Source organism: Pseudomonas putida, assembly GCF_016406145.1.
Taxonomy (GTDB): Bacteria; Pseudomonadota; Gammaproteobacteria; order Pseudomonadales; family Pseudomonadaceae; genus Aquipseudomonas; species Aquipseudomonas putida_E.
The window spans coordinates 1,401,154-1,426,300 of sequence record NZ_CP066306.1 but is presented as its reverse complement, the minus strand read 5'-3'; the positions used below and the strand labels follow the sequence as shown (position 1 = coordinate 1,426,300).

The 25,147-nt window shown below is 62.1% G+C and carries 26 protein-coding genes; 15 read left to right on the top strand and 11 right to left on the bottom strand.

All coding sequences use genetic code 11. The annotated features are described in order from the left end of the window. Window positions 1-101: 101 nt before the first annotated feature. Window positions 102-1,250, bottom strand: coding sequence for a patatin-like phospholipase family protein (locus JET17_RS06530; protein ID WP_012313201.1), 1,149 nt, complete (start codon window positions 1,248-1,250; stop codon window positions 102-104). A 66-nt stretch (window positions 1,251-1,316) separates the two neighbouring features. After that, a complete protein-coding gene (locus JET17_RS06525) occupies window positions 1,317-2,252 on the bottom strand; it encodes a lipid A biosynthesis lauroyl acyltransferase (protein WP_012313200.1) in 936 nt (311 codons plus the stop codon). A gap of 111 nt (window positions 2,253-2,363) precedes the next feature. On the opposite strand from JET17_RS06525, the gene minC reads away from it, so the two are divergent. The 5 genes from minC (at window position 2,364) to JET17_RS06500 (ending at window position 6,470) form a co-directional block, all read left to right on the top strand. Further along, a complete protein-coding gene (minC, locus tag JET17_RS06520) occupies window positions 2,364-3,110 on the top strand; it encodes a septum site-determining protein MinC (protein ID WP_012313199.1) in 747 nt (248 codons plus the stop codon). A gap of 99 nt (window positions 3,111-3,209) precedes the next feature. Continuing rightward, window positions 3,210-4,022 (top strand): septum site-determining protein MinD, encoded by an 813-nt coding sequence (gene minD, locus JET17_RS06515; protein WP_012313198.1) that lies wholly within the window; start codon window positions 3,210-3,212, stop codon window positions 4,020-4,022. Between the two features lie 3 nt (window positions 4,023-4,025). Continuing rightward, window positions 4,026-4,280: a cell division topological specificity factor MinE gene (gene minE, locus JET17_RS06510; protein ID WP_012313197.1), complete on the top strand. Its 255-nt coding sequence runs from the start codon at window positions 4,026-4,028 to the stop codon at window positions 4,278-4,280. Between the two features lie 141 nt (window positions 4,281-4,421). Further along, window positions 4,422-5,057 (top strand): RluA family pseudouridine synthase, encoded by a 636-nt coding sequence (locus JET17_RS06505; RefSeq protein ID WP_012313196.1) that lies wholly within the window; start codon window positions 4,422-4,424, stop codon window positions 5,055-5,057. A gap of 123 nt (window positions 5,058-5,180) precedes the next feature. Further along, window positions 5,181-6,470 (top strand): M18 family aminopeptidase, encoded by a 1,290-nt coding sequence (locus tag JET17_RS06500; RefSeq protein ID WP_012313195.1) that lies wholly within the window; start codon window positions 5,181-5,183, stop codon window positions 6,468-6,470. A gap of 44 nt (window positions 6,471-6,514) precedes the next feature. Here JET17_RS06500 and JET17_RS06495 read toward each other — a convergent pair whose 3' ends face one another. Continuing rightward, complete coding sequence (locus JET17_RS06495; RefSeq protein WP_012313194.1) at window positions 6,515-7,252, bottom strand: hypothetical protein; 738 nt, start codon at window positions 7,250-7,252, stop codon at window positions 6,515-6,517. Between the two features lie 52 nt (window positions 7,253-7,304). Continuing rightward, window positions 7,305-7,736, bottom strand: a complete 432-nt coding sequence (locus JET17_RS06490; protein ID WP_148708292.1) for a hypothetical protein — start codon at window positions 7,734-7,736, stop codon at window positions 7,305-7,307. A 212-nt stretch (window positions 7,737-7,948) separates the two neighbouring features. Here JET17_RS06490 and JET17_RS06485 point away from each other — a divergent pair, with 212 nt between their 5' ends. Then, the gene (locus JET17_RS06485) at window positions 7,949-8,116 is read left to right on the top strand and encodes a hypothetical protein (protein WP_012313193.1); all 168 of its coding nucleotides are present in this window, start codon (window positions 7,949-7,951) and stop codon (window positions 8,114-8,116) included. A 44-nt stretch (window positions 8,117-8,160) separates the two neighbouring features. Next, entirely contained in the window at window positions 8,161-10,317 is a 2,157-nt protein-coding gene (locus JET17_RS06480) for a mechanosensitive ion channel family protein (protein WP_012313192.1), read from the top strand. Window positions 10,318-10,345: 28 nt separating this feature from the next. Here the strand turns inward: JET17_RS06480 and JET17_RS06475 are convergent, their stop codons facing one another. Continuing rightward, entirely contained in the window at window positions 10,346-11,059 is a 714-nt protein-coding gene (locus JET17_RS06475) for a UTRA domain-containing protein (RefSeq protein ID WP_012313191.1), read from the bottom strand. Between the two features lie 341 nt (window positions 11,060-11,400). Between JET17_RS06475 and JET17_RS06470 the strand changes: the two genes are divergently transcribed. From JET17_RS06470 to JET17_RS06445, 6 genes are all read left to right on the top strand, one after another. Further along, window positions 11,401-12,465, top strand: coding sequence for an ABC transporter substrate-binding protein (locus JET17_RS06470; protein ID WP_012313190.1), 1,065 nt, complete (start codon window positions 11,401-11,403; stop codon window positions 12,463-12,465). Window positions 12,466-12,574: 109 nt separating this feature from the next. Next, window positions 12,575-13,381: an alkaline phosphatase family protein gene (locus JET17_RS06465; RefSeq protein WP_012313189.1), complete on the top strand. Its 807-nt coding sequence runs from the start codon at window positions 12,575-12,577 to the stop codon at window positions 13,379-13,381. Then, window positions 13,378-14,217: an ABC transporter permease gene (locus JET17_RS06460; protein ID WP_012313188.1), complete on the top strand. Its 840-nt coding sequence runs from the start codon at window positions 13,378-13,380 to the stop codon at window positions 14,215-14,217. Before JET17_RS06465 ends, JET17_RS06460 begins: the two co-directional genes overlap by 4 nt. Next, complete coding sequence (locus tag JET17_RS06455) at window positions 14,207-15,013, top strand: ABC transporter permease (protein ID WP_012313187.1); 807 nt, start codon at window positions 14,207-14,209, stop codon at window positions 15,011-15,013. The genes JET17_RS06460 and JET17_RS06455 overlap by 11 nt, the downstream gene beginning before the upstream one ends. Before the next feature lies 1 nt (window position 15,014). Beyond that, a complete protein-coding gene (locus JET17_RS06450) occupies window positions 15,015-16,004 on the top strand; it encodes an ABC transporter ATP-binding protein (protein WP_012313186.1) in 990 nt (329 codons plus the stop codon). Window positions 16,005-16,017: 13 nt separating this feature from the next. After that, a complete protein-coding gene (locus JET17_RS06445; RefSeq protein ID WP_012313185.1) occupies window positions 16,018-16,671 on the top strand; it encodes an HAD family hydrolase in 654 nt (217 codons plus the stop codon). Window positions 16,672-16,771: 100 nt separating this feature from the next. Here JET17_RS06445 and JET17_RS06440 read toward each other — a convergent pair whose 3' ends face one another. Next, on the bottom strand, window positions 16,772-17,734 hold the full coding sequence (locus tag JET17_RS06440; RefSeq protein ID WP_012313184.1) for an NAD(P)H-quinone oxidoreductase: 963 nt from the start codon (window positions 17,732-17,734) through the stop codon (window positions 16,772-16,774). A 142-nt stretch (window positions 17,735-17,876) separates the two neighbouring features. Between JET17_RS06440 and JET17_RS06435 the strand changes: the two genes are divergently transcribed. Beyond that, window positions 17,877-19,958, top strand: coding sequence for a carboxy terminal-processing peptidase (locus tag JET17_RS06435; protein WP_012313183.1), 2,082 nt, complete (start codon window positions 17,877-17,879; stop codon window positions 19,956-19,958). A gap of 143 nt (window positions 19,959-20,101) precedes the next feature. Here JET17_RS06435 and JET17_RS06430 read toward each other — a convergent pair whose 3' ends face one another. The 4 genes from JET17_RS06430 to JET17_RS06415 form a co-directional block, all read right to left on the bottom strand. Beyond that, a complete protein-coding gene (locus JET17_RS06430; RefSeq protein WP_012313182.1) occupies window positions 20,102-20,470 on the bottom strand; it encodes a hypothetical protein in 369 nt (122 codons plus the stop codon). After that, window positions 20,467-20,805: a helix-turn-helix domain-containing protein gene (locus tag JET17_RS06425; protein WP_012313181.1), complete on the bottom strand. Its 339-nt coding sequence runs from the start codon at window positions 20,803-20,805 to the stop codon at window positions 20,467-20,469. Before JET17_RS06425 ends, JET17_RS06430 begins: the two co-directional genes overlap by 4 nt. A 100-nt stretch (window positions 20,806-20,905) precedes the next feature. Next, window positions 20,906-21,346, bottom strand: a complete 441-nt coding sequence (locus tag JET17_RS06420; RefSeq protein WP_012313180.1) for a YkvA family protein — start codon at window positions 21,344-21,346, stop codon at window positions 20,906-20,908. A 280-nt stretch (window positions 21,347-21,626) separates the two neighbouring features. Further along, window positions 21,627-22,391, bottom strand: coding sequence for an FKBP-type peptidyl-prolyl cis-trans isomerase (locus tag JET17_RS06415; protein WP_012313179.1), 765 nt, complete (start codon window positions 22,389-22,391; stop codon window positions 21,627-21,629). Between the two features lie 337 nt (window positions 22,392-22,728). Here JET17_RS06415 and JET17_RS06410 point away from each other — a divergent pair, with 337 nt between their 5' ends. Continuing rightward, window positions 22,729-24,060 carry a hypothetical protein gene (locus JET17_RS06410; RefSeq protein WP_012313178.1) on the top strand — a complete coding sequence of 444 codons (1,332 nt, stop codon included), beginning with the start codon at window positions 22,729-22,731 and terminating at the stop codon, window positions 24,058-24,060. A gap of 63 nt (window positions 24,061-24,123) precedes the next feature. Here the strand turns inward: JET17_RS06410 and pcaQ are convergent, their stop codons facing one another. After that, window positions 24,124-25,056 carry a pca operon transcription factor PcaQ gene (pcaQ, locus tag JET17_RS06405; protein WP_012313177.1) on the bottom strand — a complete coding sequence of 311 codons (933 nt, stop codon included), beginning with the start codon at window positions 25,054-25,056 and terminating at the stop codon, window positions 24,124-24,126. Window positions 25,057-25,147 lie beyond the last annotated feature (91 nt).

Sequence of the window (25,147 nt, the reverse complement as noted above, 5' to 3'; positions counted from 1 at the left end):
GCGGCCCCAGGTTTTCAGCGGCGCTGCAACTATCGATGGGGCCGCTTTGCGGCCCTTTCGCGACACAAGGCCGCTCCTACGCGCCGTTCGCGTAGGTTCGGTTACACCCCCAGAAACTGCTCCAGCTCCCGCCGCTTGGCCAGCGCATCCCGCCGCCCCAGCTCGATCAGCTCGCTGCAATAGCTGGCTTCGAACAGCAAGTAGCTCAACACCCCAGCCCCGCTGGTCCGCGTCGCCCCCGGCCCGCGCAGGAACAAGCGCAGCGCCGCCGGCAGCTCGCGCCGATGCCGCGCGGCAATTTCGTCCAGCGGCTGGCTGGGCGCCACCACCAGCACCTCGATCGGCGCCAGGCCCAGGCGTCGCGCATCCAGGTGGGCCGGCAGCAGGCGGCTGAGGTGGTTCAAACGCTGCAACAGCTCGATATCGCCTTCCAGGCTGTCGATGAACGTGCTGTTAAGCATATGCCCAGCGATCTGCGCCAGGCTTGGCTGATGGCCACTGAACACGCGCTGGGTCGGCAGCGGCGGCGCTGGCCGCTGCGGGTTGCCGCTGACGCCGACCACCAGCACGCGGCTGGCCCCCAGGTGCAGGGCCGGGCTGATCGGCGCCGACTGGCGTACCGCGCCGTCGCCGTAATACTCGTCGCCGAGCCGAACCGGGGCGAACAGCAGCGGGATAGCCGAGCTGGCCAACAAGTGGTCAACGGTCAACGGCGTGGGCACGCCGAGGCGGCGGTGGCGTAGCCAGGCGTCAATGGTGCCGCGGCCCTGATAGAAGGTCACTGCCTGGCCAGACTCGTAGCCGAATGCGGTAACCGCCACCGCGCGCAGTTGCTCGCTGGCCAGGGCATGGGTAATGCCATCGAGGTCAATGTGCGACTGCAGCAAGCCGCGCAGCGGGCTGCTGTCGAGCAGGGCAACCGGTGCCTGGCCACCCAGCCCCAGCAGGCTGTGGCCGACAAAGCGGCTGGCCTGGCGGATTACACCGGGCCAGTCGCTGCGCAACACCAGGTGGCTGCCCAGGTTCTGCCAGAAGGTGGTGAGCCGTTGCACCGCCTCGCTGAAGCGCATTGCGCCACTGGCCAGGGTCACGGCATTGATGGCGCCGGCCGAGGTACCGACAATCACCGGGAAGGGGTTGGCAGCGCCGGCAGGCAGCAGCTCGGCGATGCCGGCCAGAACGCCAACCTGATAGGCGGCGCGGGCACCGCCGCCAGAGAGGATCAGGCCGGTGGTGGGGGGTGGGGCCATGTCTTGCTCCCTGCATCTTTTACTGCCAGTGCTGGCCTCATCGCCGGCAGGCCGGCGCCCACATGATCAGCGTTTTTTCTTTTCATACAGCCGCGGCGCACCTTCAGGCCGCGACTTGAAGCGCCGGTGCGCCCACAGGTATTGCTCGGGGCACTCGCGCAACACGCCTTCGATCCACTGGTTGATGCGCAGGCAATCGGCCTCTTCGCTTTCACCGGGGAAGCTCTCCAGCGGCGGGTGGATCACCAGGCGATAGCCACTGCCATCCTCCAGGCGCTTCTGGGTGAAGGGAATGACCTGTGCCTTGCCCAGGCGGGCGAACTTGGTGGTGGCGGTAACCGTCGCCGCCTGGATGCCGAACAACGGCACGAACAGGCTCTGCTTGGCGCCGTAGTCCTGGTCGGGCGCATACCAGATGGCGCGGCCGGCGCGCAGCAGTTTAAGCATGCCGCGCACGTCTTCACGCTCCACCGCCAGCGAATCGAGGTTGTGGCGCTCACGGCCGCTGCGCTGGATGAAGTCGAACAGCGGATTGCCATGCTCGCGGTACATGCCGTCGATGGTGTGCACCTGGCCCAGCAACGCGGCGCCGATCTCCAGGGTGGTGAAATGCACAGCCATGAGGATCGCGCCCTGCCCGGCCTGTTGCGCGGCTTGCAGGTGCTCGAGGCCCTCGATGTGCGCCAGGCGCGCCAGCCTGGCCTTGGGCCACCACCAGCTCATGGCCATTTCGAAGAAAGCGATGCCGGTGGAGGCGAAATTCGCCTTCAGCAAACGGCGCCGTTCGTCGACGGACATCTCGGGGAAACACAGTTCCAGGTTGCGTGCAGCGATGCGTCGGCGCTCACCGGCCACCCGGTACATCAGCGCGCCCAGGGCAGCGCCAAGCCACAACAGGGCGCGGTAGGGCAATTGCACCACCAGCCACAGCAGGCCCAGGCCCAGCCACAGGCCCCAGAACCTGGGGTGAAGGAAATAGGGACGAAAACGCGGGCGTTCCATTGAAGCTTCCGGTAAGTCAAAGGCCGAGCATTCTACATCGGATCGGCGCCGGTTGCGGCCAACCGGTCTTATCGTTATAAGTCAGGGCACTTTTTTCGCAACAAGCCGTCTATGCAGACCATGAGCCCAAACCACACACCCGACACCGCCTCCGTGTTCCAGCTCAAGGGCAGCATGCTCGCCATCACTGTGCTGGAGCTGGGGCGCAACGACCTTGAAGCCCTCGACCGCCAGCTGGCGGCGAAAGTGGCCCAAGCCCCCAATTTTTTCAGCAACACACCGTTGGTGCTGGCGCTGGACAAGCTGCCGGCCGACGAAGGGGCGATCGACCTGCCCGGGCTGATGCGCATCTGCCGTCACCACGGCCTGCGGACCCTGGCGATCCGTGCCAGCCGCATCGAGGACATCGCTGCCGCGATCGCCATCGACCTGCCGGTATTGCCGCCCTCCGGCGCCCGTGAGCGGCCGCTGGAGCCGGAGCCGGAAGTGAAAAAGCCCGAGCCGGCGCCCGCCGCAGAGCCGCAAATCCGCCCGACCCGGATCATCACCTCGCCTGTGCGTGGCGGCCAGCAGATCTATGCTCAGGGTGGCGACCTGGTGGTCACAGCCTCAGTCAGCCCGGGTGCGGAACTTCTTGCCGATGGCAACATCCATGTGTACGGCGCCATGCGCGGCCGCGCCCTGGCCGGCATCAAAGGCAACACCAAGGCCCGTATCTTCTGCCAGCAGATGACCGCCGAAATGGTCTCAATCGCTGGTCAGTACAAGGTCTGCGAGGACCTGCGCCGCGACCCGCTGTGGGGCGGCGGCGTGCAAGTCAGCCTGTCCGGTGACGTGTTGAACATCACCCGTCTTTAACGGATACTTGCGGTCATTTTTAGAGCAACTTTTTTACCTGTTGCCGTTTTTTGCATTTTGCTGGGACGCCTGTCCCGACTTATTTAGGGGTGAAACACCTTGGCCAAGATTCTCGTCGTTACTTCCGGCAAGGGGGGGGTGGGCAAGACCACCACCAGCGCCGCCATCGGCACCGGCCTCGCTCTGCGCGGCCACAAGACGGTCATCGTCGACTTCGACGTGGGGCTGCGTAACCTCGACCTGATCATGGGCTGCGAGCGCCGCGTGGTTTACGACTTCGTCAACGTGGTCAACGGTGAAGCCAACCTGCAGCAGGCCCTGATCAAGGACAAGCGCCTGGAGAACCTGTACGTGCTGGCCGCCAGCCAGACCCGCGACAAGGACGCGCTGACCCAGGAAGGCGTCGAAAAGGTACTGATGGACCTGAAAGAACAGTTCGAGTACGTCATCTGCGACTCGCCGGCGGGTATCGAGAAAGGCGCGCACCTGGCCATGTACTTCGCCGACGAAGCCATCGTCGTGACCAACCCTGAAGTGTCTTCGGTACGTGACTCCGACCGTATGCTGGGTATCCTGTCGAGCAAGTCGCGCCGCTCTGAAAACGGCGAAGAGCCGATCAAGGAGCACCTGCTGATCACCCGTTACCACCCCGAGCGTGTCGTCAAGGGCGAAATGCTGAGCGTGGCCGACGTGGAAGAGATCCTGTCGATCAAGCTCAAGGGTGTGATCCCGGAGTCGCAGGCGGTACTCAAGGCGTCCAACCAAGGTATCCCGGTCATTCTCGATGATCAGAGCGATGCGGGCCAAGCCTACAGCGATGCGGTCGACCGCCTGCTGGGCAAAGAGAAGCCGATGCGCTTCATCGATGTACAGAAGAAGGGATTCTTCGAGCGCATTTTCGGGAGCAAATAAACCATGAACCTTTTTGACTTCTTTCGTGGCAGACAGAAACAGACCAGTGCGTCGGTGGCGAAAGAGCGTCTACAGATCATCGTGGCGCATGAGCGCGGCCAGCGCAGCGAACCGGACTACCTGCCGGCACTGCAGAAAGAGCTGCTCGAGGTGATCCGCAAGTATGTGAACATCGGCAGCGATGATGTGCACATCGAACTGGAAAACCAGGGCAGTTGCTCGATCCTGGAGCTGAACATCACCCTGCCCGATCGCTGATACAGCGAACTGGCTTGATCATTGGGGCTGCTTTGCAGCCCGTTCGCGACACAAGGCCGCTCCTACAGAGAGCGGCCTTGTGTCGGGATCGGGCCGCAACGCGGCCCCAATGGTTTTCCCCGATTTGACCGAGAACCCGCAATGCCGCTGTCGAACGTCCAGATCCTTCATGAAGACGCCGCCATCCTGGTGGTCAACAAGCCGACCCTGCTGCTGTCGGTGCCAGGCCGCGCCGATGACAACAAGGACTGCCTGATCACCCGCCTGCAGGAAAACGGCTACCCGGATGCGCTGATCGTCCACCGCCTGGACTGGGAAACCTCCGGCATCATCCTGCTGGCCCGCGATGCCGACAGCCACCGCGAGCTGTCGCGCCAGTTCCACGACCGCGAGACCGAGAAGGCCTACACCGCCCTGTGCTGGGGCCAGCCGGCGCTGGACAGCGGCAGCATCGACCTGCCCCTGCGCTATGACCCGCCCACCAAGCCACGCCATGTGGTGGACCACGAGCAAGGCAAACACGCCCTGACCTTCTGGCGCATCCTCGAGCGTTGCGGCGACCACTGCCGGGTTGAGTTGACGCCGATCACCGGCCGTTCGCACCAGTTGCGCGTGCACATGCTGTCGATCGGGCACCCGCTGCTCGGTGACCGTTTGTATGCCAACCCCGAGGCACTGGCGGCACATGAGCGGTTGTGCCTGCATGCGGCAATGTTGAGCTTCACCCACCCGGTTTCCGGGGAGCGGCTGAAGTTCGAGTGCCCTGCACCTTTTTAAGCTGCAAGCTTCAAGCGACAAGCTGCAAGAAAAGCCAGAACAGACCGCGTTGCAGCTTGCTACGCGGCCTGCTCTTGCTTGAAGCTTGCAGCTTGCGGCTTGAAGCTCGAATTGGAGTGAGTTATGCGCGAAGCACTGAACACCGGCCTGATCGATTTTCTCAAGGCCTCCCCTACGCCCTTCCACGCCACCGCCAGCCTGGCCCTGCGCCTGGAGGCGGCCGGCTACCAGCGCCTGGACGAGCGTGACAGTTGGGCCACGGTGCCTGGCGGCCGCTACTACGTCACCCGCAACGACTCTTCGATCATCGCCATCAACCTGGGCAAACAAGCGCCGCTGCAGGGTGGCATTCGCATGGTCGGTGCGCACACCGACAGCCCGTGCCTGCGGGTCAAGCCGCAGCCGGAGCTGCAGCGCCAGGGTTTCCTGCAGTTGGGTGTGGAAGTCTACGGCGGCGCCCTGCTGGCGCCGTGGTTCGACCGTGACCTGTCGCTGGCCGGCCGCGTGACCTTCCGGCGTGATGGCAAGGTCGAAAGCCAGCTGATCGACTTCAAGCTGCCGATCGCTATCATTCCCAACCTGGCGATCCACCTCAACCGCACCGCCAACGAAGGCTGGCAGATCAACCCGCAGAACGAACTGCCGCCGATCCTGGCCCAGGTGGCCGGCGATGAGCGCATCGACTTCCGCGCCCTGCTCACCGAGCAGCTTGCCCGTGAACACCAGCTCAACGCCGACGTGGTGCTGGACTACGAGCTGAGCTTCTACGATACCCAGGACGCCGCACTGATCGGCCTGAACAGTGACTTCATCGCCGGGGCGCGCCTGGACAACCTGCTGTCGTGCTACGCCGGCCTGCAGGCGCTGCTGGCCGCTGACAGTGACGAAACCTGTGTGCTGGTGTGCAACGACCACGAAGAAGTCGGCAGCTGCTCGGCCTGTGGCGCCGACGGCCCGATGCTCGAGCAGACCCTGCAGCGCCTGCTGCCGGACGGCGACACTTATGTGCGCACCATCCAGCGTTCGCTCATGGTCTCGGCCGACAATGCCCACGGGGTGCACCCCAACTACGCCGACAAGCATGACGGCAACCACGGGCCCAAGCTCAATGCAGGGCCGGTGATCAAGGTCAACAACAACCAGCGCTACGCTACCAACAGCGAAACCGCGGGCTTCTTCCGCCACCTGTGCATGGCCGAAGAAGTGCCGGTGCAGAGCTTCGTGGTGCGCAGCGACATGGGTTGCGGCTCGACCATCGGTCCGATCACCGCTAGCCACCTGGGCGTGCGCACGGTCGATATCGGCCTGCCGACCTTTGCCATGCACTCGATCCGTGAGCTGTGCGGCAGCCATGATCTGGCGCACCTGGTGAAGGTATTGACCGCGTTCTACCGCAGCCGCGAACTGCCCTGACCGCCGGCAGTGCCCGCCCCTTCAGTGGGGGCGGGCGTTGCCGACTAAGACGCGGGGTTCAGCAGCGCTTCGAGGTCGAGGCGGCCTTCAGGGGCCCAGTTCATGTATTGCCAGAGGGAGAAGCCTTCGGGGAGGCTGCCAGATTCGCTTTGCGCACGAGCTAAAAGACCGGCTACCCGTTCACGTTCATCGGCTGGAAAATTGAGGCGTTCGACGTCGGTCAAGTTATCCAGATACTCAAGATATCCCTTGAACACGGGTCTTAGGTCGCCTGTGTTATAGGCATGGTCGCTGAGACGTGTGAAGAAAATATTGTCCAATGCTGTTTTTGCTCTAGCTGCCGCATAACGTTCCACTTCGGTATAACTGTTTTCATCCTGCTCGATTGCCACTAGATGAGCGCGGTCCAACCCCCAAAACGGGTTTTCCTCAAACTGAGTCTCCACCCCTGAGAGCTTTTCGATACCTACCAGATAATCCAGGGCTTGCCGGTGGCGTTCAGCCTGTTCAGGCGTGTAATTTTCTGGAGGCGGCTCATTCTTGAATTTTTCTTCTCCCCGTGTTCGATAGCTATAACTGATTCGATCCCCGAGCGACGGTGTTCCATAGATCCGTGCATGAAGTGCTCGAACCTCGTCCTTGTTTCTGGCGTCGTTAAGGGCCTCATCAGACAAACTCACCTTGCACCCTGGTTGTGCAGTACCCTCCTCCGACTTTGTGGGCGGTAGCAGAATGTTTTCCTGGCGTACGACAGGCGTGGCATTAACGCTGAAAATTTTCATGGGCGTTCCTCGGTGCTCATCGAGGGGCACCTTCACTGGCGCCCCGCGAGGTTCATTGAATAGTGAACCTCACCGTGTAGTGATAAGGCATTTGCGTTCCTATCCTTTCCATCTTCACCGTACAAGTTGCGCGCGATGACCCGATCGAAACAGCATCCTTTTTCCAGGTGGGTATATAGCGTGGTGGTGGCGCAGTATGCGATACGGAGAAACGACACTTTTTACTACCGGATGCGTACACAAAGCGCATGCCCGAAATTGAATCAGCAAAGCTTGTAACTAAAAACACTCTGTTCTGGCGGGCATTCACTTCACCCATGACCGGCTGTGACGTACCCGACATGTGCTCATAGGTGTAACTGGCTGCGGCACTTGTTTTATTATCGACAATCACCGTTGCCAAGTTATTCTCGGCATGGGCAGTAATGCTCAACCCTGCCACCGCCAACAACGATAAACTGTTGCGTACTGATTTTGCACTCATCGTCGAACCTTCTAAAAACCCCCACACGCCGTGGTGAATCTTATATCGGCCAAGGGATGCATTCCTGTGTAGGAAACTGGTCTGATAGACGCGTAGGAAATATGAACTTTTAACCCCACCGATTAAACATTATGTGATACAAGTCATTCCGCTTCGCCAGCTAGCCACTATGCTTAAAGCATCCCCCCGCACGTGCAGAAGGATCGCCCGTCATGTCCCCTTTCCTGTCCCTGTTCGTCCCCGTGTTCGGTTTCCTGATGCTGCTGACCATCGGCTTCAGCCTGCGTGAGCGCGACGTCGGTGTGCTGATGATGTGGATCGGCACCTTGGGCATCTTCGGCCTCACCTGCTGGAAGATCCTGGAGAAACTCCCCACATAAACCTCTACACTCGGCCAATCGTTTGACCTGAGGTAGATTTCCCGGTGCCAGCCCTCCTGCGTTGCCTTGCCCTGCTGCTGTTTCTGTTCATCTCCCCGGTACAAGCCGCCGGCCTGCCTGGCCTGCTTGGCTCCAGTGCGCCGGCCCAGCCAGAAGCCACCGAGCCCTTGGGCAAATCGCTGGACGAGGTGATCAAGAACCTGGAGAACGACCAGCAACGCGCCAAGCTGCTGGCCGACCTGAAAAAGCTGCGTGACGCCACCAAGCAGTCGCAACCTACCGCCGAACAGGGCGTGCTGGGCCTGATCGGCGGTGCGCTGCATGATTTCGAGAAGCAGTTCAGCGGCGACGCCAGCCCGTTCCAGCGGTGGGCGCTGGAAATCGACCAGGCCCAGGCGGAGCTGGCTGAACTGGTGGTGCCCGTGCACCAGTGGCCGGCGATCCTGTTCGGCTTTGCCGCGATCATCGCCGTGTGGAGCCTGCTGGCCTATGCATTCAACTGGATCGGCCACCGGGTGCGTGTGCGCTTCGGCCTGACAGAGGAGTTGCCGCAGCACCCGCGCACCTGGGACCTGGTGCGCTTCGCCCTGCGCAAGCTGGGGCCGTGGCTGGTGGCGCTGGTGTTCACGGTGTACCTGAGCTTTGCCCTGCCCTCCTCGCTCGGCAAGTCCATGGCCATGGTGTTGGCCTATGCGCTGGTGGTGGGCACCTGCTTCTCAGCCATCTGCGTGATCGCCTTCTCGCTGCTCGACGGCCCGCACCGCCACCGCGCGCTGCACATCCTGCGCCACCAGGCATTTCGGCCGCTGTGGCTGATCGGCAGCTTCGCCGCCTTTGGCGAAGCGATGAGCGACCCGCGCCTGACCGTCGCCCTTGGTACACACCTGGCGCACGCCCTGGCCACCCTGGCCAATGTGATTGCCGCGCTGTGCACCGGGCTGTTCATCCTGCGTTTCCGCCGCCCGATCGCCCACCTGATCCGCAACCAGCCCCTGTCGCGGCGCCTGACCCGGCGCACCCTGAGCGACACCATCGAAATCCTCGGCAGCTTCTGGTACATACCGGCGATGATCCTGGTGGCGATCTCGCTGTTCGCCACTTTCGTGTCGGCCGGCGACACCAGCACCGCGCTGCGCCAGTCACTGATGTGCACGGTGCTGGTGGTGGTGTGCATGGTGCTCAATGGCCTGGTGCGCCGCCACGCCGCCAACCCCAAGCGCGCCAACAAGCGGCAGGCGGTATACACAGAGCGCCTGCGCAACTTCGGTTATGTGCTGGTGCACCTGTTCATCTGGCTGGTGTTCATCGAACTGGGGCTGCGCGTTTGGGGCCAGTCGATGATCAGCTTCGCCGAAGGTGAGGGCCATGAAGTCAGCCTGCGCCTGCTGGGCCTGGCCGGCACGCTGATTGTCGCCTGGCTGGTGTGGATACTGGCCGACACGGCCGTGCACCACGCACTGGTGCGTTCACGCCGGGGCCTTGCCAATGCCCGGGCGCAAACCATGATGCCGCTGATCCGCAACGTGATGTTCGTGGTGATCTTCATCATTGCGCTGATCGTCGCCCTGGCCAACATGGGCATGAACGTCACGCCGCTGCTGGCCGGTGCCGGTGTGATCGGCCTGGCCATCGGTTTTGGCGCGCAGTCGCTGGTGGCCGACCTGATCACGGGCCTGTTCATCATCATCGAAGACTCCCTGGCCATCGACGACTATGTCGATGTGGGCGGCCACCTGGGCACCGTCGAAGGCCTGACCATCCGCACCGTGCGCCTGCGCGACATCGATGGCATCGTGCATACCATCCCGTTCAGCGAGATCAAGAGCATCAAGAACTACTCGCGCGAGTTCGGCTATGCGATCTTCCGTGTTGCCATCCCGCACAGCATGAACATCGACCAGGCCATCACGCTGATCCGCGAAGTGGGACAGAAACTGCGCAACGATCCACTGATGCGCCGCAATATCTGGTCACCCCTTGAGCTGCAAGGGGTGGAAAGTTTCGAGTCTGGTTCGGCGATTCTGCGGGCGCGCTTCAAGACCGCACCCATCAAGCAATGGGAAGTGTCGCGGGCGTTCAACCTGGCTTTGAAGCGCCAACTGGATGCAGCAGGGCTGGACCTGGCGACGCCACGCTTGTCGGTGCAGGTGGTGACGGCGGGCGGCGGCGCGATGGCAGAAGCCGGCGGGACTGCCGATTAGGCCCCAGCGATGGGCTGCACAGCAGCCCTTATCCCGCCTGGGCGCGGATGCGGATCGCATCATGCCGCCAATACTCAAGGTCACAGTCGATCAGGTGCCCATGCTGGTCACTGTTGACCCGGGTGATATGCAGCCCCGGGCTGCCGGTGGACACTTTCAAGGCTGCGGCCGCAGCCAAGGGTAACGCCGTGGGCAGGATTTCAAAGCATACCTGCCCATAGCGGATGCCATAGACCCGCCCATAAATCTCGGTCAACGACTGCGCAAGGTCATGTTCGAGGATGTCGGGGAAGTAGCGCGGGTTGAGGTAGTGCTCGGCATACAGCACCGCCCGCCCATCGATACGCCGCAACCGGCAGATGCGTATCACGCTGGACAGCGCCGGCAGGTGCAGACGCGCGCAAATGGCCGCCGATGCCGGTTGCAACCGGGCCGAAAGCAGTTCGGTACTGGCCTCCCGCCCCTGGTCCCGCACCATCGCGTGAAAGTGGCTACGCTCGATCAGGTCGTAGGTCAGCCGCTCGGGGGCGACGAACCAGCCGCGCCGCTCTTCGCGGTAGATCAGCCCTTGGGCTTCCAGTTGCACCAGGGCCTCGCGCAGGGTGATCCGCGTGGTATCGAACACCTCGCTGAGTTTGCGCTCGGCCGGCAGCTTGCCGCCCGGTGCCAGCAGGCCGTGCTCGATCTGCTCCTGCAAGGCATGGCAGATGGCTGTTACCGCACGCGGTGGCGTCGACTGCATCAAGGGTTACCTATCTGGACTAGTCCAGCCCCAGAACAGGGCACTTGGAGAATAGTGCAAGCCTAGGCAGGGCTGATGAACATGCTGTGACAAAGCAGCTGTACACACTTCATCAGAGCACTGCCAGATTCGGGCCAGGCCTTGGGAATCGGGGCTTGCGATCTGGTCTACGCTGTATTCGCAGGAGATGGCAGCACCTGCTTCAACCCTTCCCTTACATCAAATTGTCACGCAACCGGCCTACCTTGGCGCAAGGTTTGCTGACCTAGACCAAAGGTTCGCCAAGCAAGGCTTCACTCATAACAACGATCGCGCAAGGCACCCACCCAAAGGAGCTTCGGATGAAAAAGTTGTTCATGGCGTCACTGCTCGGTTCGGCCATGGCCCTGTGTACCTCGGCCATGGCCGCCGGCACCGACCTCAAGGCCCTGGAAGACGCTGCCCGCAAAGAAGGCACGATCAACAGCGTGGGCATGCCCGATGCCTGGGCCAACTGGAAAGGCACCTGGGAAGACCTGGCCAGCAAGTACGGCCTCAAGCACACCGACACCGACATGAGCTCGGCCCAGGAAATCGCCAAGTTCGATGCCGAGAAGGACAACGCCAGCGCCGATATCGGTGACGTCGGTGCCGCCTTCGGCCCGATTGCCGTGGCCAAGGGCGTGAGCCAGCCGTACAAGCCGAGCACCTGGGACCAGGTGCCGGACTGGGCCAAGGACAAGGATGGTCACTGGGCGCTGGCCTATACCGGCACCATCGCCTTCATCATCAACAAGGACCTGGTGAAGGAAGAAGAACGCCCTAAAACCTGGCACGACCTGGAAAAAGGCAAGTACAAGGTCGCCATCGGCGATGTCAGTACTGCGGCCCAGGCCGCCAACGGCGTGCTGGCCGCAGCCATCGCCTACAAGGGCGATGAGGGCAACGTCGCCCCGGGCCTTCATCTCTTCACCAAGCTGGCCCAGCAGAAGCGCCTGTCGCTTGCCAACCCGACCATCCAGACCCTGGAGAAAGGCGAGGTCGAAGTGGGCGTGGTATGGGACTTCAATGGCCTGAGCTACCGCGACCAGATCGACCCGAAACGCTTCGAAGTGCTGATCCCGTCGGACGGGTCGGTCATCTCCGGCTACACCACCATCATCAACAAATACGCCAAAAACCCCAATGCAGCGAAGCTTGCGCGTGAGTACATCTTCAGCGATGCCGGGCAGATCAACCTGGCCAAGGGGCATGCCCGGCCGATCCGCGCCGAGCACCTGAAACTGCCCGCAGACGTGCAGGCCAAGCTGCTGCCCAACGAGCAGTACGGCGCTGCACAGCCGATCAAGAACCCCGAGGTGTGGGAAGCGACCTCGAAAAAGCTGCCGCAGATGTGGCAGGAGCAAGTCATCATCGAGATGGAATGAAGAAGCTTCAAGTTTCAAGCTGCAAGCTGCAGGTACAAGCAGGTGATCGACATGCCGGCTTCTTCTTGCAGCTTGTAGCTTGAAGCTTGCAGCTCCACTGGGAGCCACCATGCAACACAACGTCATCCTGGTCCTGCTCGACGGCCTCAACCACCAGGTCGCGCATCACGCCATGGGCCACCTGCACGCTTACGTCGAAGCCGACCGTGCCGCGCTGTACCGCGTGGAATGCGAGCTGCCGTCGCTGTCCCGGCCGCTGTACGAGTGCATCCTCACCGGCGTGGCGCCGATCGACAGCGGTATCGTGCACAACAACATCAACCGCCTGTCCAACCAGCGCAGTGTGTTCCACTACGCCCGCGAGGCCAACCTGGGCACGGCTGCGGCGGCTTATCACTGGATGAGCGAGTTGTACAACCGCTCGCCCTTCGACCCGCAGCGCGACCGCCATACCCACGCGCCGAAGCTGCCGATCCAGCACGGCCTGTTCTATTGGGACGACCGCTACCCCGACTCGCACCTGCTGGCCGACGCCGAATACCTGCGCCGCCGCCATGCGCCGAACTTTTTGCTGGTGCACCCGATGAGCATCGACGACACCGGCCACCGCCACGGCCTGGACAGCAGCCAGTACCGCAACGCTGCGCGCAGCGCCGACATCCTGTTGGCCGACTACCTGCCGCGCTGGCTCGAAGAGGGCTACCAGGTACTGGTCACCGCCGACCACGGCATGAACAATGACCGTTCGCACAACGGCCTGCTGGCCGAAGAGCGCGAAGTGCCGCTGTTCGTGTTTGGCGACGCCTTCAGCCTCGACCCGGCCGCCAAGCCGCTGCAAACCGAGCTGTGTGGCACTATCTGCGAGTTGCTTGGCGCTGCCCACGACAAAACCGTCTGCCGGGAGTTGCTCAAGTGAATGCCGGCGCCCGCGGGCGCTACCTGGCCCTGCTCTGCCTGCTGCCGTTTGCTGTCTTCTTCATCATCTTCCAGATCGCCCCGCTGGCATGGGTGGCCATCAACAGCGTGCAGTCGGAAGCAGGCTGGGGGCTGGCCAACTTCAGCAAGGTGTTCGCCTCGAAGTTCTACCTGCAGGCATTGCAACGCAGCCTGGAAATCAGCTTCTGGTCGAGCCTGTTCGGCATCATCATCGCCACCCTCGGTGCTTACTCGCTGCGCCAGGTGGATTCGCGCCTGCGCGATTTCGTCAGCGCTTTCGCCAACATGACCAGCAATTTCGCCGGCGTGCCGCTGGCCTTCGCGTTCATCATCCTGCTCGGTTTCAACGGGGCGCTGACCCTGCTGCTCAAGCAGGTTGGCCTGCTGGAAGACTTCAGCATCTACTCCAAAAGCGGCCTGATCCTGGTCTACACCTACTTCCAGATCCCCCTGGGCGTACTGTTGCTCTACCCGGCCTTCGATGCCCTGCGCGAAGACTGGCGCGAATCGGCCGCGTTGCTGGGCGCCAGCCACTGGCAATACTGGCGGCACATCGGCCTGCCGGTGCTGACCCCGGCTCTGCTCGGCACCTTCGTGATTCTGCTGGCCAATGCCCTGGGCGCGTATGCCACGGTGTATGCCCTGACCACCGGCAACTTCAACGTGCTGCCGATCCGCATCGCCGGCCTGGTGGCCGGTGACATCAGCCTGGACCCCAACCTGGCCAGCGCGCTGGCCATGGTGCTGGTGGGCTTGATGACGGTGGTCACGGTCGTCCATCAATGGCTGCTGAAACGGAGCTACCATGCACGCTAACCGCTCAACCAGGCCCAGCGCCGGCAGCCTCTACCACCGCGCTGTGGTGTACCTGCTGTTTCTCATTCTGCTGCTACCACTGGCCGGCACCCTGCTCTACTCGCTGGCCACCAGCTGGTCAGCCAGCCTGCTGCCCAGCGGCCTGACCCTCAAGTGGTACGTGGCGCTGTGGGGCGAGCCGCGCTTTCTCGCGGCCTTCGGCCAGTCGCTGCTGGTATGCGTGGGCGCACTGCTGCTGTCGGTGGTGCTGATCCTGCCGCTGCTGTTCGTGGTGCACTACCACTTCCCCAAGCTCGACGCGCTGATGAACATCCTCATCCTGCTGCCGTTCGCGGTACCGCCGGTGGTGTCCTCGGTGGGCCTGCTGCAGCTTTACGGCAGCGGCCCTATGGCCATGGTCGGCACGCCGTGGATCCTGATCGGCTGCTACTTCACCATCGCCCTGCCGTTCATGTACCGGGCGATCACCAACAACCTGCAGGCGATCAACCTGCGCGACCTGATGGACGCCGCCCAGTTGCTCGGCGCCAGCACCTGGCAGGCGGCATTCCTGGTGGTGCTGCCCAACCTGCGCAAAGGCCTGATGGTGGCGCTGCTGCTGTCGTTCTCGTTCCTGTTCGGCGAGTTCGTGTTCGCCAACCTGCTGGTCGGCACGCGTTACGAGACCCTGCAGGTGTACCTGAACAACATGCGCAACAGCAGCGGCCACTTCAACAGCGCGCTGGTGATCTCGTACTTCGCCTTCGTGCTGGTACTGACCTGGGTCGCCAACCGCCTGAACAAGGACAAGACCTGACATGAGCTTCGTCAGCGTACAGAAACTGCACAAACGCTATGCCGGCACCCCCGTGTTCGAAAATATCGACTGCCAGATCGAGCGCGGCGAATTCGTCACCTTGCTCGGCCCTTCCGGCTGCGGCAAGTCCACCCTGCTGCGCTGCATCGCCGGGCTGACCCCGGTGGACGGCGGGCAGATTCTGCTCGACGGCCAGGACATCGTGCCGCTGAGCCCGCAAAAGCGCGGCATCGGCATGGTGTTCCAGAGCTATGCGCTGTTCCCCAACATGACAGTGGAGCAGAATGTCGCCTTTGGCCTGCGCATGCAGAAGGTCAAGGCCAGTGACATTCAAGTACGCGTGCGCGAGGCGCTGGAACTGGTGGAACTGGGCAGTTTTGCCGGGCGCTACCCGCACCAGCTGTCCGGCGGCCAGTGCCAGCGTGTGGCCCTGGCCCGCTCGCTGGTCACCCGCCCGCGCCTGCTGCTGCTCGACGAGCCGCTGTCGGCGCTGGATGCGCGTATTCGCAAGCACCTGCGCGAGCAGATCCGCGCCATCCAGCGCGAACTGGGGCTGACCACCATCTTCGTTACCCATGACCAGGAAGAGGCGCTGACGATGTCTGATCGCATCTTCCTGATGAACCAGGGGCGCATCGTGCAGAGCGGCGACGCCGAAACCCTGTACACGGCCCCGGTGGACCTGTTTGCCGCCGGTTTCATCGGCAACTACAACCTGCTCGACCCGGACAGTGCCAGCCGCCTGCTGCAACGCCCGGTGGCCAACCGCCTGGCGATTCGCCCCGAGTCGATCACCTTGAGCCGCAATGGCGAACTGGACGGGGAAGTGCGCAGTCACAGCCTGCTCGGCAATGTGATCCGCTACCGGGTACGGGTACGTGAAGTGGAGCTGGTGGTGGATGTGCTCAATCGCTCATCGGCCGACCTGCACGCGGACGGCCAGCGGGTATCCTTGTCGATCGACCCCACGGCGCTACGGGAAGTGGCCTAAGGAGATTCAACGCATGGCACTGGCAATTTTCGATCTCGACGAAACCCTGATCCATGGTGACTGCGCGTCGCTGTGGAGCGAGCAGATGGCAAGGCTGGGCTGGGTCGACGGCAAGGAGTTCCTGCGCCGCGACCATGCCCTGATGGAGGCCTACGGCAAAGGCCACTTGCAGATGGAAGAGTACATGGCCTTCAGCCTGGAACCGATTGCCGGGCGTACGCTGGAAGAGGTCGAGCACCTGGTCGAACCATGGGTGGAAGACGTCATCGAGCCGATCATTTTCGGTGATGCCTGCCGCTGCATCGCCGAACATCGCAAGCGTGGCGACCGCATCCTGATCATTTCCGCCTCGGGCACTCACCTGGTCGGGCCGATTGCGGCGCGGTTAGGGGTGGACGAGTACCTGGCGATCGAGCTGGAGGCTGTGAACGGGGTGTATACCGGGAAGACTCATGGGGTGCTGACTTACCGGGAGGGCAAGATCACCCGCCTGCTGGAATGGCTGGACCAGGAGCAGGAGAACCTGGAGGGGGCGAGCTTCTATTCCGATTCGCGCAACGACCTGCCGTTGTTGCTGAAGGTGGATCATCCGCATGTGGTGAACCCGGATGCGGTGTTGCGCGAGCATGCCGAGAAGAATGGCTGGCCGATACTGAGCTGGTCTTGAGGGCCATGGGGGCGCTTTGCGCCCCTTTCGCGACACAAGGCCGCTCCTACGGTAGGAGCGGCCTTGTGTCGCGATGGGCTGCAACGCAGCCCCGGCAATCTCACGCCAGGCTAGCGTCGATCACCATCACCAGCTTGCCCGACACCTGATTGCTCTCAAGCTCGGCATACGCTGCCTGGGCGAACTCGACCGGGTAGGTGTCCACCAACTGCGGCGACAAGCGCTTTTCGGTAAACAGCGGCCACACCTGCTGCTGCAGCTCGCGCAACAGCTCGGCCTTGAACCCGTCGTCACGGTTGCGCAAGGTGGAACCGGTGATTTCCAGGCGCTTGCCCAGCACCTGCGCCAGGTCCAGTTCAACCGTGCGCCCGCCCATCAGGCCGATGATCACCCAACGCCCGTCGCGTGCCAGCAGCTTGAGGTTGAGCTGCCCGTAACTGGCGCCCACCGGGTCAAGAATCACGTCGAACGGGCCCATGCCCTCCAGCGCTTCCAGGTTTTCGTTGCGCACCACTCCGCCCGTAGCGCCCAGGGCCTGGCAGTACGCCAGGCGCTCCTGCGAACCAACGCTGACGTACACCGGGTTGCCGAACGCCTTGCACAACTGAATGGCTGCCGAGCCGACACCGCTGGCACCGGCGTGTACCAGCACCTTCTCGCCGGCCTTCACCGCACCGAGCTGGAAAATGTTCAACCACGCGGTGGCGTAGACCTCGGGCAGTGCTGCTGCCTCGTGCAGGCTCAGGCCCTCGGGCACCGGCAGCACATGGCGGGCATCGACCACCACTTCCTCGGCCATGGCCCCGCTGGCCAGCAGCGCGCACACTCGGTCGCCTACCCGCCAGTCGGCGCCCGGCCCCACTTCTTCCACTACCCCGGCGCATTCCAGGCCCATGTATGGGCTGGCACCGGGTGGTGGCGGATAAAGACCCTTCATTTGCAACAGATCGGCCCGGTTCAGGCCCGCCGCAGCCACGCGAATGCGTACCTGGCCGGCATCCAGGGCCGGGCGCTCGGCCTCGACCCACTCCACATGTCCGTCTTCGCCTTGCAATGCCTTCACAGTGCCTCCATAGTTGATTGACATGACTGAGCCTGGGGTATCCACGCCCCTGGCTTTTTGCAGTATTTGTCCGGCTCCATGGAACCGGCAACGGAAAAGACGGCCTACTATGCGTGATCAATTGCCTCCACGTCGAATCAGCATGAAGCATTTCCTCCCAAGCACCGCCCTGGCCCTGATGATCGGCCTGGGCAGCCTCACGCTCGGCGGCAATGCGGCGGCCGCCAACAAATGGGACAGCCTGCAGCCGGACCGTGACGAAATCGTCGCCAGCCTCAACGTGGTTGAGTTGCTCAAACGTCACCATTACAGCAAGCCGCCGCTCGATGACGCCCGTTCGGTGATCATCTACGACAGCTACATCAAGCTGCTCGACCCAGCGCGCAGCTACTTCACTGCGGCCGACATCGCCGAGTTCGACAAGTGGAAGAGGCAGTTCGACGACTTCCTCAAAAGCGGCAACCTCGACCCTGGCTTCACCATCTACAAGCGCTACCTGGACCGCGTCAAGCAACGCCTGGACTTCGCCCTGGCCGAGCTGAACAAGGGCGTCGACAAGATGGACTTCACCGCCAAGGAAACCTTGCTGATCGACCGCAAGGACGCTCCGTGGCTGAAGAACCAGGCCGAGCTGGACGACCTGTGGCGCAAGCGCGTCAAGGACGAGGTGCTGCGCCAGAAGATCGCCGGCAAAGAGCCCAAGCAGATTCAGGAAACCCTGACCAAGCGTTACAAGAACCAGCTGTCGCGCCTGGACCAGACCCGTGCCGAAGACATCTTCCAGGCCTACATCAATACCTTCGCCCAGTCCTACGACCCGCACACCAACTACCTGTCGCCGGACAACGCCGAGAACTTCGACATCAACATGAGCCTGTCGCTCGAAGGCATCGGCGCGGTGCTGCAGAGCGACAATGATCAGGTCAAGATCGTGCGTCTGGTGCCAGCGGGCCCTGCGGCCAAGACCAAGCAGGTGGCCCCGGCCGACAAGATCATCGGCGTCGCCCAAGGCAACAAAGAAATGGTCGACGTGGTCGGCTGGCGCCTGGACGAAGTGGTCAAGCTGATTCGTGGCCCGAAAGGCTCGGTTGTGCGCCTGGAAATCATCCCGGCCAGCAATGCCCCGAGCGACCAGACCAGCAAAGTGGTGTCGATCACCCGTGAGGCGGTCAAGCTCGAAGAGCAGGCGGCCAAGAAGTCGGTGCTCAAGCTCAAGCAGGCTGGCCGTGACTACAAGCTGGGCATCATTGAAATCCCTGCCTTCTATCTGGACTTCAAGGCTTACCGGGCCGGGGACCCTGAGTACAAGAGCACCACGCGCGACGTGAAAAAGCTGCTCACCGAACTGCAAAAGGAAAAAGTCGACGGCGTGGTCATCGACCTGCGCAACAACGGCGGCGGTTCCCTGCAGGAAGCCACCGAGCTGACCAGCCTGTTCATCGAGAAGGGCCCCACGGTTCTGGTTCGCAACAGCGATGGCCGGGTTGACGTGCTAGAAGACGAAAATCCTGGCGCCTTCTACAAAGGCCCCTTGGTACTGCTGGTCAACCGCCTCTCGGCCTCGGCCTCGGAAATCTTCGCAGGCGCCATGCAGGATTACCACCGCGCCCTGATCATAGGCGGCCAGACCTTCGGCAAGGGCACCGTGCAAACCATCCAGCCGCTCAACCATGGCGAGCTGAAACTGACCCTGGCCAAGTTCTACCGGGTGTCCGGGCAGAGCACCCAGCATCAGGGCGTACTGCCAGACATCGATTACCCGTCGATCATCGACACCAAGGAAATCGGTGAAAGCGCCCTGCCCGAGGCCATGCCGTGGGACACCATCCGCCCGGTGGTCAAGCCGGCGGCCGACCCGTTCAAGCCCTTCCTGGCGCAGCTCAAGGCCCAGCATGAAGCGCGCAGCGACAAGGACGCGGAGTTCACCTATATCCGTGACCGCCTGGCACTGACCCAGAAGCTGATGAACGAGAAGACCGTCAGCCTCAACGAGCAGGACCGCCGTGCCCGCCATGATGAGATCGAGGCCAAACAGCTGGCGCTGGAAAACATCCGCCGCAAGGCCAAGGGTGAAGAGCCGCTGAAGGAACTGAAGAAAGAGGACGAGGACGCCCTGCCGACCGAGGATGAAAACACCAAGCCCGAAGACGACGCTTATCTGTCCGAGACGGGTCGCATCCTGATCGACTACCTGAGTGCCAGCACCAAGGTGGCCAAGCAGTAATCAGTCAGCGCTGATGTGAAACAGAAAGGGCCGGGCACCTCAGTGCCCGGCCCTTTCTGTTTCCGGAATATGGCGTTGTTGGAAGTTTGGCGGGGCAGCTCTATCGGCCTGCGACCGCCAACCACGGCGCCATCATCAGCCTGTCAGGCAATCTCCGGGTAGGCATACTCAAATACCCGCACCACTTCCGAAGCATGCCACGACGCTGCCTCCATGCCGTCGACCGGCCCGGAGAAGCGCCCAAGGCGCTCCACGCATTCGAAGAAACCGGTACGCGGCAGGCGGCTGGCGCCCTGGCTGATCACCAGCGAGCTGCGCAGCGGCTGCTCGGCACGGGCATCGAGCACCGCCAGGTATTCAAGCGCCGCAGTCAGCGTCTGCATGGCCGGGCTGGGCAATTGCAAACGCTCGATCAGCGCGCGGTAAGTCAGCAAATGCCGTTGACGGCGGGCCAGGTCAAGCTCATCCAGCAAGCTTTGCCAATGCTGACGACTGATCCTGACCTGGCTCATGACGGCTCGCTCCAGCCCGCCACACCCAAGTGCCAGGCCAGGGCACGGCGGATCGCCGCATCCGGCTGGCGTTCACCCGACTCGATCATCGCCAGGTAGGCGGGGCTGACACCCACATTTCGCGCCAATTGCTCTGGTGCGATGCCTTTGGCCTGACGCAGCTGCGCCACTTCGCTGAAGGCGGGCAAACTGGCACTTGTCGCACTGTGATCGTTGGTTTCGCCAAGCGCCTCGGCAGGCGCCTGACCGGCCGCCTTGAGCAGCGCCTGATACTGCTCCCAGGGAACGACTGCGTACTCGGGCTGACCGTCCCGGCTAATGACCTGAATACCCATTACAACCCCCTTACGTAGGATTACCGCATGTAATCCGTAGGCATAACCCTTATGCCAATTATATTACCAAGCCCGGGGGTCTGTGGGGATCTGCTCGGTTTCAGTGCGTTTTACGCTCCAGGCGCAAAGCTTCAGGGGTGTCGGGCAAGCGCTCGACCACGCGCAGGCGCTCGGGTGCCTGGCTGTCGCGCCAGGCCTTGAACCGTGCCAGCTCATCGGAGACGGTCTTCAGCACCCAGCCGAGCACGGCGATATCATCGAGAAAGCCTACACCCAACAGCCAGTCGGGGATCGCATCGATGGGGCTGACGAAGTACAGCAGGCCGGCGACGATGGTCACCAGTGCCTTGGGGCTGATCGCCCGGTACTCGCCACGCCACCAGGCCAGGCACAACGACTGCAAAAGCTTGATGTCTTCACGCAACTGGCCCAGGCGCGGGCCTTTGCGGGCCACGGCGAACAGCAAAGCCGGCAGGCGGCCACGGCTCAGCAGGCGCTCGGCCAAGGGCAGGAAGCGGGCGAAATTCCAGGGTGCGCTCATGTAGCCTCCAGCAGGGAGAGGTTATCCACATTTATTGTGGATAACCTTGTGAACAGGGCGAATTTTCTGACGGCAGGTGCCTGTAAAGCAAGGGCCCCGGTCAGATCGGGCGTTTTTTACACAGTCGTTTCAGAACCGCGAACGATTTGCGTCAGAAGCCTCCTGCTTCTTCACACTGCCCTTTCTCGGACAGCCTCCTGCCCACGAGGTTCGGCCCGATGCCTGATGCACAAACGACAACGCCCCGTTTAGACGGGGCGTTGTGCATTCCCAACCAGTATTACTTGGCTGGTGCTTCAGCCGGAGCTTCGGCAGGTGCCTGAGCTTCAGGCGCGTCGCCCTGCAGCTGGGCCGGGTCTTTGATGGCGATCAGTTCCAGGTCGAACACCAGGACCGAGTTGGCCGGGATCAGCGGGCTTGGGCTCTGTGCGCCATAGGCCAGCTCAGCCGGGATGAACAGTTTGTACTTCTCGCCAACGTGCATCAGTTGCAGGCCTTCAACCCAGCCTGGGATGACACCGCTGACCGGCAGGTCGATCGGGCTGCCACGCTCTACCGAGCTGTCGAACACCTTGCCATCGATCAGCTTGCCTTCGTAGTGGACAGTGACCACGTCGGTCGGTTTGGGCTGTGGGCCGTCGGCCTTCTTGACCACTTCGTACTGCAGGCCCGAAGCGGTGGTGACCACGCCTGGCTTCTTGGCGTTTTCTTCGAGGAACTTCTTGCCGGCGGAGGCGGCTTCTTCGCTGGCCTTGGCCAGGCGCTCCTCGGCGCGCTTCTGCAGCGAGGTGAAGGCTTCTACCAACTCTTCGTCCTTGATGCGCTGTTCTTTCTTGCCAACGGCGTCTTCGATGCCGAGGGCAACGGCTTTGGAATCAAGGTCTTCCATGCCTTCCTGAGCCAGGCTCTTGCCCATGTTCAGGCCGATACCGTAGGAGGCTTTCTGTGCCGGAGTTTTCAGCTCGGGGCTGCTGGCTTGTTGATCACAGCCAGCCAGTACCAGGCCTACCAGGGCAACCGCAGCCGCCAAACGATGCTGTTTCATGCTATTTCCTTGTTCATGCGCCATGTGGGCAATCAGGGTAAAGCCGCGAGCTTATCAGGCGGCCATTACCAATGGCTACCGGCATAAGAGCGGGTTTCATGGAGTAAGTTCACTCGACAACGCGCTGGCACACAACCTTACGGGCCTTTGGCCAGTATTGGCCACACGCACAGCCAGCGCCCCGGCAAAACTGGCTCTGCCAGCAACCAGCCCCACCCTGGCATTTCTGCCAGTAGCGCCCGACTTGAGCCTGGATTCCAATGAGCATCCGACGCGCAATGGCTGACAACGACGTAAGCCGCACGGCCCTGCGTTTACTCATTACCAAGGAAGAGTCATGAACATTTCACGAAAGCGTGTCCGTTCAACCCGTGAATCCCGTGAATCCCCAAGCTTGGCCTGCACATCCGTTGAGTTGCCGAAGGCCCCCATCGATCGTGACTACGGCATCGATGGGCTTGCCCACATCCTTGAAAAAATCGCCGGGTCACGGGCCGACAGCACTGCAATCATCAAAAGCATGGTCAGCGGTGGCCGCAGTTATGTAATTGGTGAAAGTTACAACCCCAACACAGAGGACGCCAAGGTTTTCGTGGCTTGCCTGAAAGACGACGGCATGCTGGATAATAGTTTCAACAACGATGGAATCTTCGATTTCAACAAAACTGCCAGCGCTGCCTACAAGTCCATCGAAAGCATCGTGGAGGATGATGAGGGCAATTTGCTGATTGCTGTTCTGATGAAGGGGCAATCAGCCAGCCACCTTTGGAAACTGAGTGCCAAGGGGCAACCGGACCTGACATTCGGGGAGGGCAAAGGTTACGTAGATACCCACGACTTGATCGATGGAGATTTGCTGCTGGAGCACCTGGCATTGGCGAAAGACCGCATTTTCGTCACAGCTTTGCGTCGCGGGCCGCAGATATTCGAACCGGTGGTGATTGGGCTGAACAGTAACGGCGCATTGCGCGAGGATTTTGGCGTCGGTGGCTTCCTTGACGTCAGCAAGCTGATTCCCCAGACCGACTCACACATCATCGACGGCATTGCCAGTTTCACGCCCCCCTCAGGTGCGCAGCACCTTGTATTGGCCTGGTATCTGGTGCGGGAGGACGATGCGTATAGCGTTACCACAGCCTTGACCACCGAAGGGAAAGTGGATAATGCCTTTGGCAAAAATGGCCACCACTGGTCCGATCCCTGGATCATCAATAATGGTTTTTCCGTAGACCGCGTTGCTAACCGGATCACTTTTTACGGGGAACTGTACGACCTCGATGAAGAAATCAGCCACCCGACTGTTTACCGAATCGACTATTCGGGCATGCCGGCCAAAGAGTTCAACGGCGGCGAAGCGTTGAAATTTGACCAGCCGGGCGGTTGGTATGCAGGAGTAGAGACAGGCGATGGCCTGGTCGGTTACGGTAGTTTCTACACTTATATGCTTGCCTTTAGCTTGACCTCGGCTGGCAAGTTTGACACCCGCTTCGTCCCTCCCTTCGGTTATGGCCAGGTGGGCGCTCAACCACCAGACGACGGCTTCTATACATCTAAATCGACGGTCACGCTCGATCCAGGCAATAAGCGCTTGTTGATCAATGGCCGTGACGAAGAGGCGCGAGGCTCAACTGTTCCTTCGGTGATCGCGGTGTCCTTGCGAACCGCTTGAGAACAGTTTGGGCATGAACCACACGAGCGTTTCTGGGCCAGGAACGCTCGCCTACAACGAAGCTTACGGGTACAACCGCTCGCGATATTGCCCCGCCACTTCCCGCAACACATCGCACACCCACTGCCCCGGCAGGCTCAGCGCCAACGCGGCATTGCGGCAGATGCCCACAGACCCGCCCGGTTCCCGCACCCCCAGATCAAGCTCGGCAAGTTCGCCGCGACGCAGGTCAAGCAGCACCGCATCACGCGGCGCCACCCACACGGCATCACTGCCCAGCAGGTAGCGCCGGCTCAAGGCCAGTGAAAGGGTCTCAAGGCGCTGTGCCGGCAGTTGAATGCCGCATTGCACGAACAGGCTGTCGGCGTGCTGGCGAATGGTAGTGCCCGGTGGTGGGAGCACCAGTGGATAACGGCCAACGCGGGCTCGGTCTACTTGCATGTTGGCCAGCAATGGGTGACCTGGGCGCACGACCAAAGCCATCGACTCGCTGTACAGATGTTCGAACGACAAACCCTGGATCTGCGGGCTATCGGTCATGCGCCCGACCACCAGTTCCAGTTCGCCCAGGCGCAACTGCCCGAGCAACTGTGCACTGGCGCCGGTCACCACGCTGATCAACAACGCCTCATGGCGTTGATGCAGGCGGCACAGCACCTCGGGCATCAGCAGGCCTTCGACGGTGGACAGCACGCCGATGCGCACCTGCGACGGTGCGCGCGCTTCACCGCGCAAGCTGCTCACGCCGTCGCGCAGGGCCTGTACGCTGGGCCCGGCGTAATGCATGAAGCGAGTTCCGGCCGGGGTCAGCTCGACGCCCTGGCGGCTGCGCTCGAACAAGCGCGTCTCGAGCAGGTCTTCAAGCTCCTTGAGGGTTTTGGAAATTGCCGGCTGGCTGATCGCCAGAATGTCGGCGGCCCTGGCCAGGCTGCCCTGCCGGGCAATCTCCAGGAAGCACAGCAGGTGGCGGTACTTGATGCGGGTGTCGAGGTTCATGCGCCAAGCTTACCGCATCGCCACCTGTGGCGTATCCGGGTCGCGCTGCTGGCGGCTGCTGCTGGCAGCTTGCGGCTTGCGGCTTGCGGCT

Bases quoted from the DNA above. Each gene is read 5' to 3' on its own strand.
- JET17_RS06530 (WP_012313201.1), bottom strand. From the start codon at position 1,250: ATGGCCCCACCCCCCACCACCGGCCTGATCCTCTCTGGCGGCGGTGCC.
- JET17_RS06525 (WP_012313200.1), bottom strand. From the start codon at position 2,252: ATGGAACGCCCGCGTTTTCGTCCCTATTTCCTTCACCCCAGGTTCTGG.
- minC (WP_012313199.1), top strand. From the start codon at position 2,364: ATGCAGACCATGAGCCCAAACCACACACCCGACACCGCCTCCGTGTTC.
- minE (WP_012313197.1), top strand. From the start codon at position 4,026: ATGAACCTTTTTGACTTCTTTCGTGGCAGACAGAAACAGACCAGTGCG.
- JET17_RS06505 (WP_012313196.1), top strand. From the start codon at position 4,422: ATGCCGCTGTCGAACGTCCAGATCCTTCATGAAGACGCCGCCATCCTG.
- JET17_RS06500 (WP_012313195.1), top strand. From the start codon at position 5,181: ATGCGCGAAGCACTGAACACCGGCCTGATCGATTTTCTCAAGGCCTCC.
- JET17_RS06495 (WP_012313194.1), bottom strand. From the start codon at position 7,252: ATGAAAATTTTCAGCGTTAATGCCACGCCTGTCGTACGCCAGGAAAAC.
- JET17_RS06490 (WP_148708292.1), bottom strand. From the start codon at position 7,736: ATGAGTGCAAAATCAGTACGCAACAGTTTATCGTTGTTGGCGGTGGCA.
- JET17_RS06485 (WP_012313193.1), top strand. From the start codon at position 7,949: ATGTCCCCTTTCCTGTCCCTGTTCGTCCCCGTGTTCGGTTTCCTGATG.
- JET17_RS06475 (WP_012313191.1), bottom strand. From the start codon at position 11,059: ATGCAGTCGACGCCACCGCGTGCGGTAACAGCCATCTGCCATGCCTTG.
- JET17_RS06470 (WP_012313190.1), top strand. From the start codon at position 11,401: ATGAAAAAGTTGTTCATGGCGTCACTGCTCGGTTCGGCCATGGCCCTG.
- JET17_RS06465 (WP_012313189.1), top strand. From the start codon at position 12,575: ATGCAACACAACGTCATCCTGGTCCTGCTCGACGGCCTCAACCACCAG.
- JET17_RS06455 (WP_012313187.1), top strand. From the start codon at position 14,207: ATGCACGCTAACCGCTCAACCAGGCCCAGCGCCGGCAGCCTCTACCAC.
- JET17_RS06450 (WP_012313186.1), top strand. From the start codon at position 15,015: ATGAGCTTCGTCAGCGTACAGAAACTGCACAAACGCTATGCCGGCACC.
- JET17_RS06445 (WP_012313185.1), top strand. From the start codon at position 16,018: ATGGCACTGGCAATTTTCGATCTCGACGAAACCCTGATCCATGGTGAC.
- JET17_RS06435 (WP_012313183.1), top strand. From the start codon at position 17,877: ATGAAGCATTTCCTCCCAAGCACCGCCCTGGCCCTGATGATCGGCCTG.
- JET17_RS06430 (WP_012313182.1), bottom strand. From the start codon at position 20,470: ATGAGCCAGGTCAGGATCAGTCGTCAGCATTGGCAAAGCTTGCTGGAT.
- JET17_RS06425 (WP_012313181.1), bottom strand. From the start codon at position 20,805: ATGGGTATTCAGGTCATTAGCCGGGACGGTCAGCCCGAGTACGCAGTC.
- JET17_RS06420 (WP_012313180.1), bottom strand. From the start codon at position 21,346: ATGAGCGCACCCTGGAATTTCGCCCGCTTCCTGCCCTTGGCCGAGCGC.
- JET17_RS06415 (WP_012313179.1), bottom strand. From the start codon at position 22,391: ATGAAACAGCATCGTTTGGCGGCTGCGGTTGCCCTGGTAGGCCTGGTA.
- JET17_RS06410 (WP_012313178.1), top strand. From the start codon at position 22,729: ATGAACATTTCACGAAAGCGTGTCCGTTCAACCCGTGAATCCCGTGAA.
- pcaQ (WP_012313177.1), bottom strand. From the start codon at position 25,056: ATGAACCTCGACACCCGCATCAAGTACCGCCACCTGCTGTGCTTCCTG.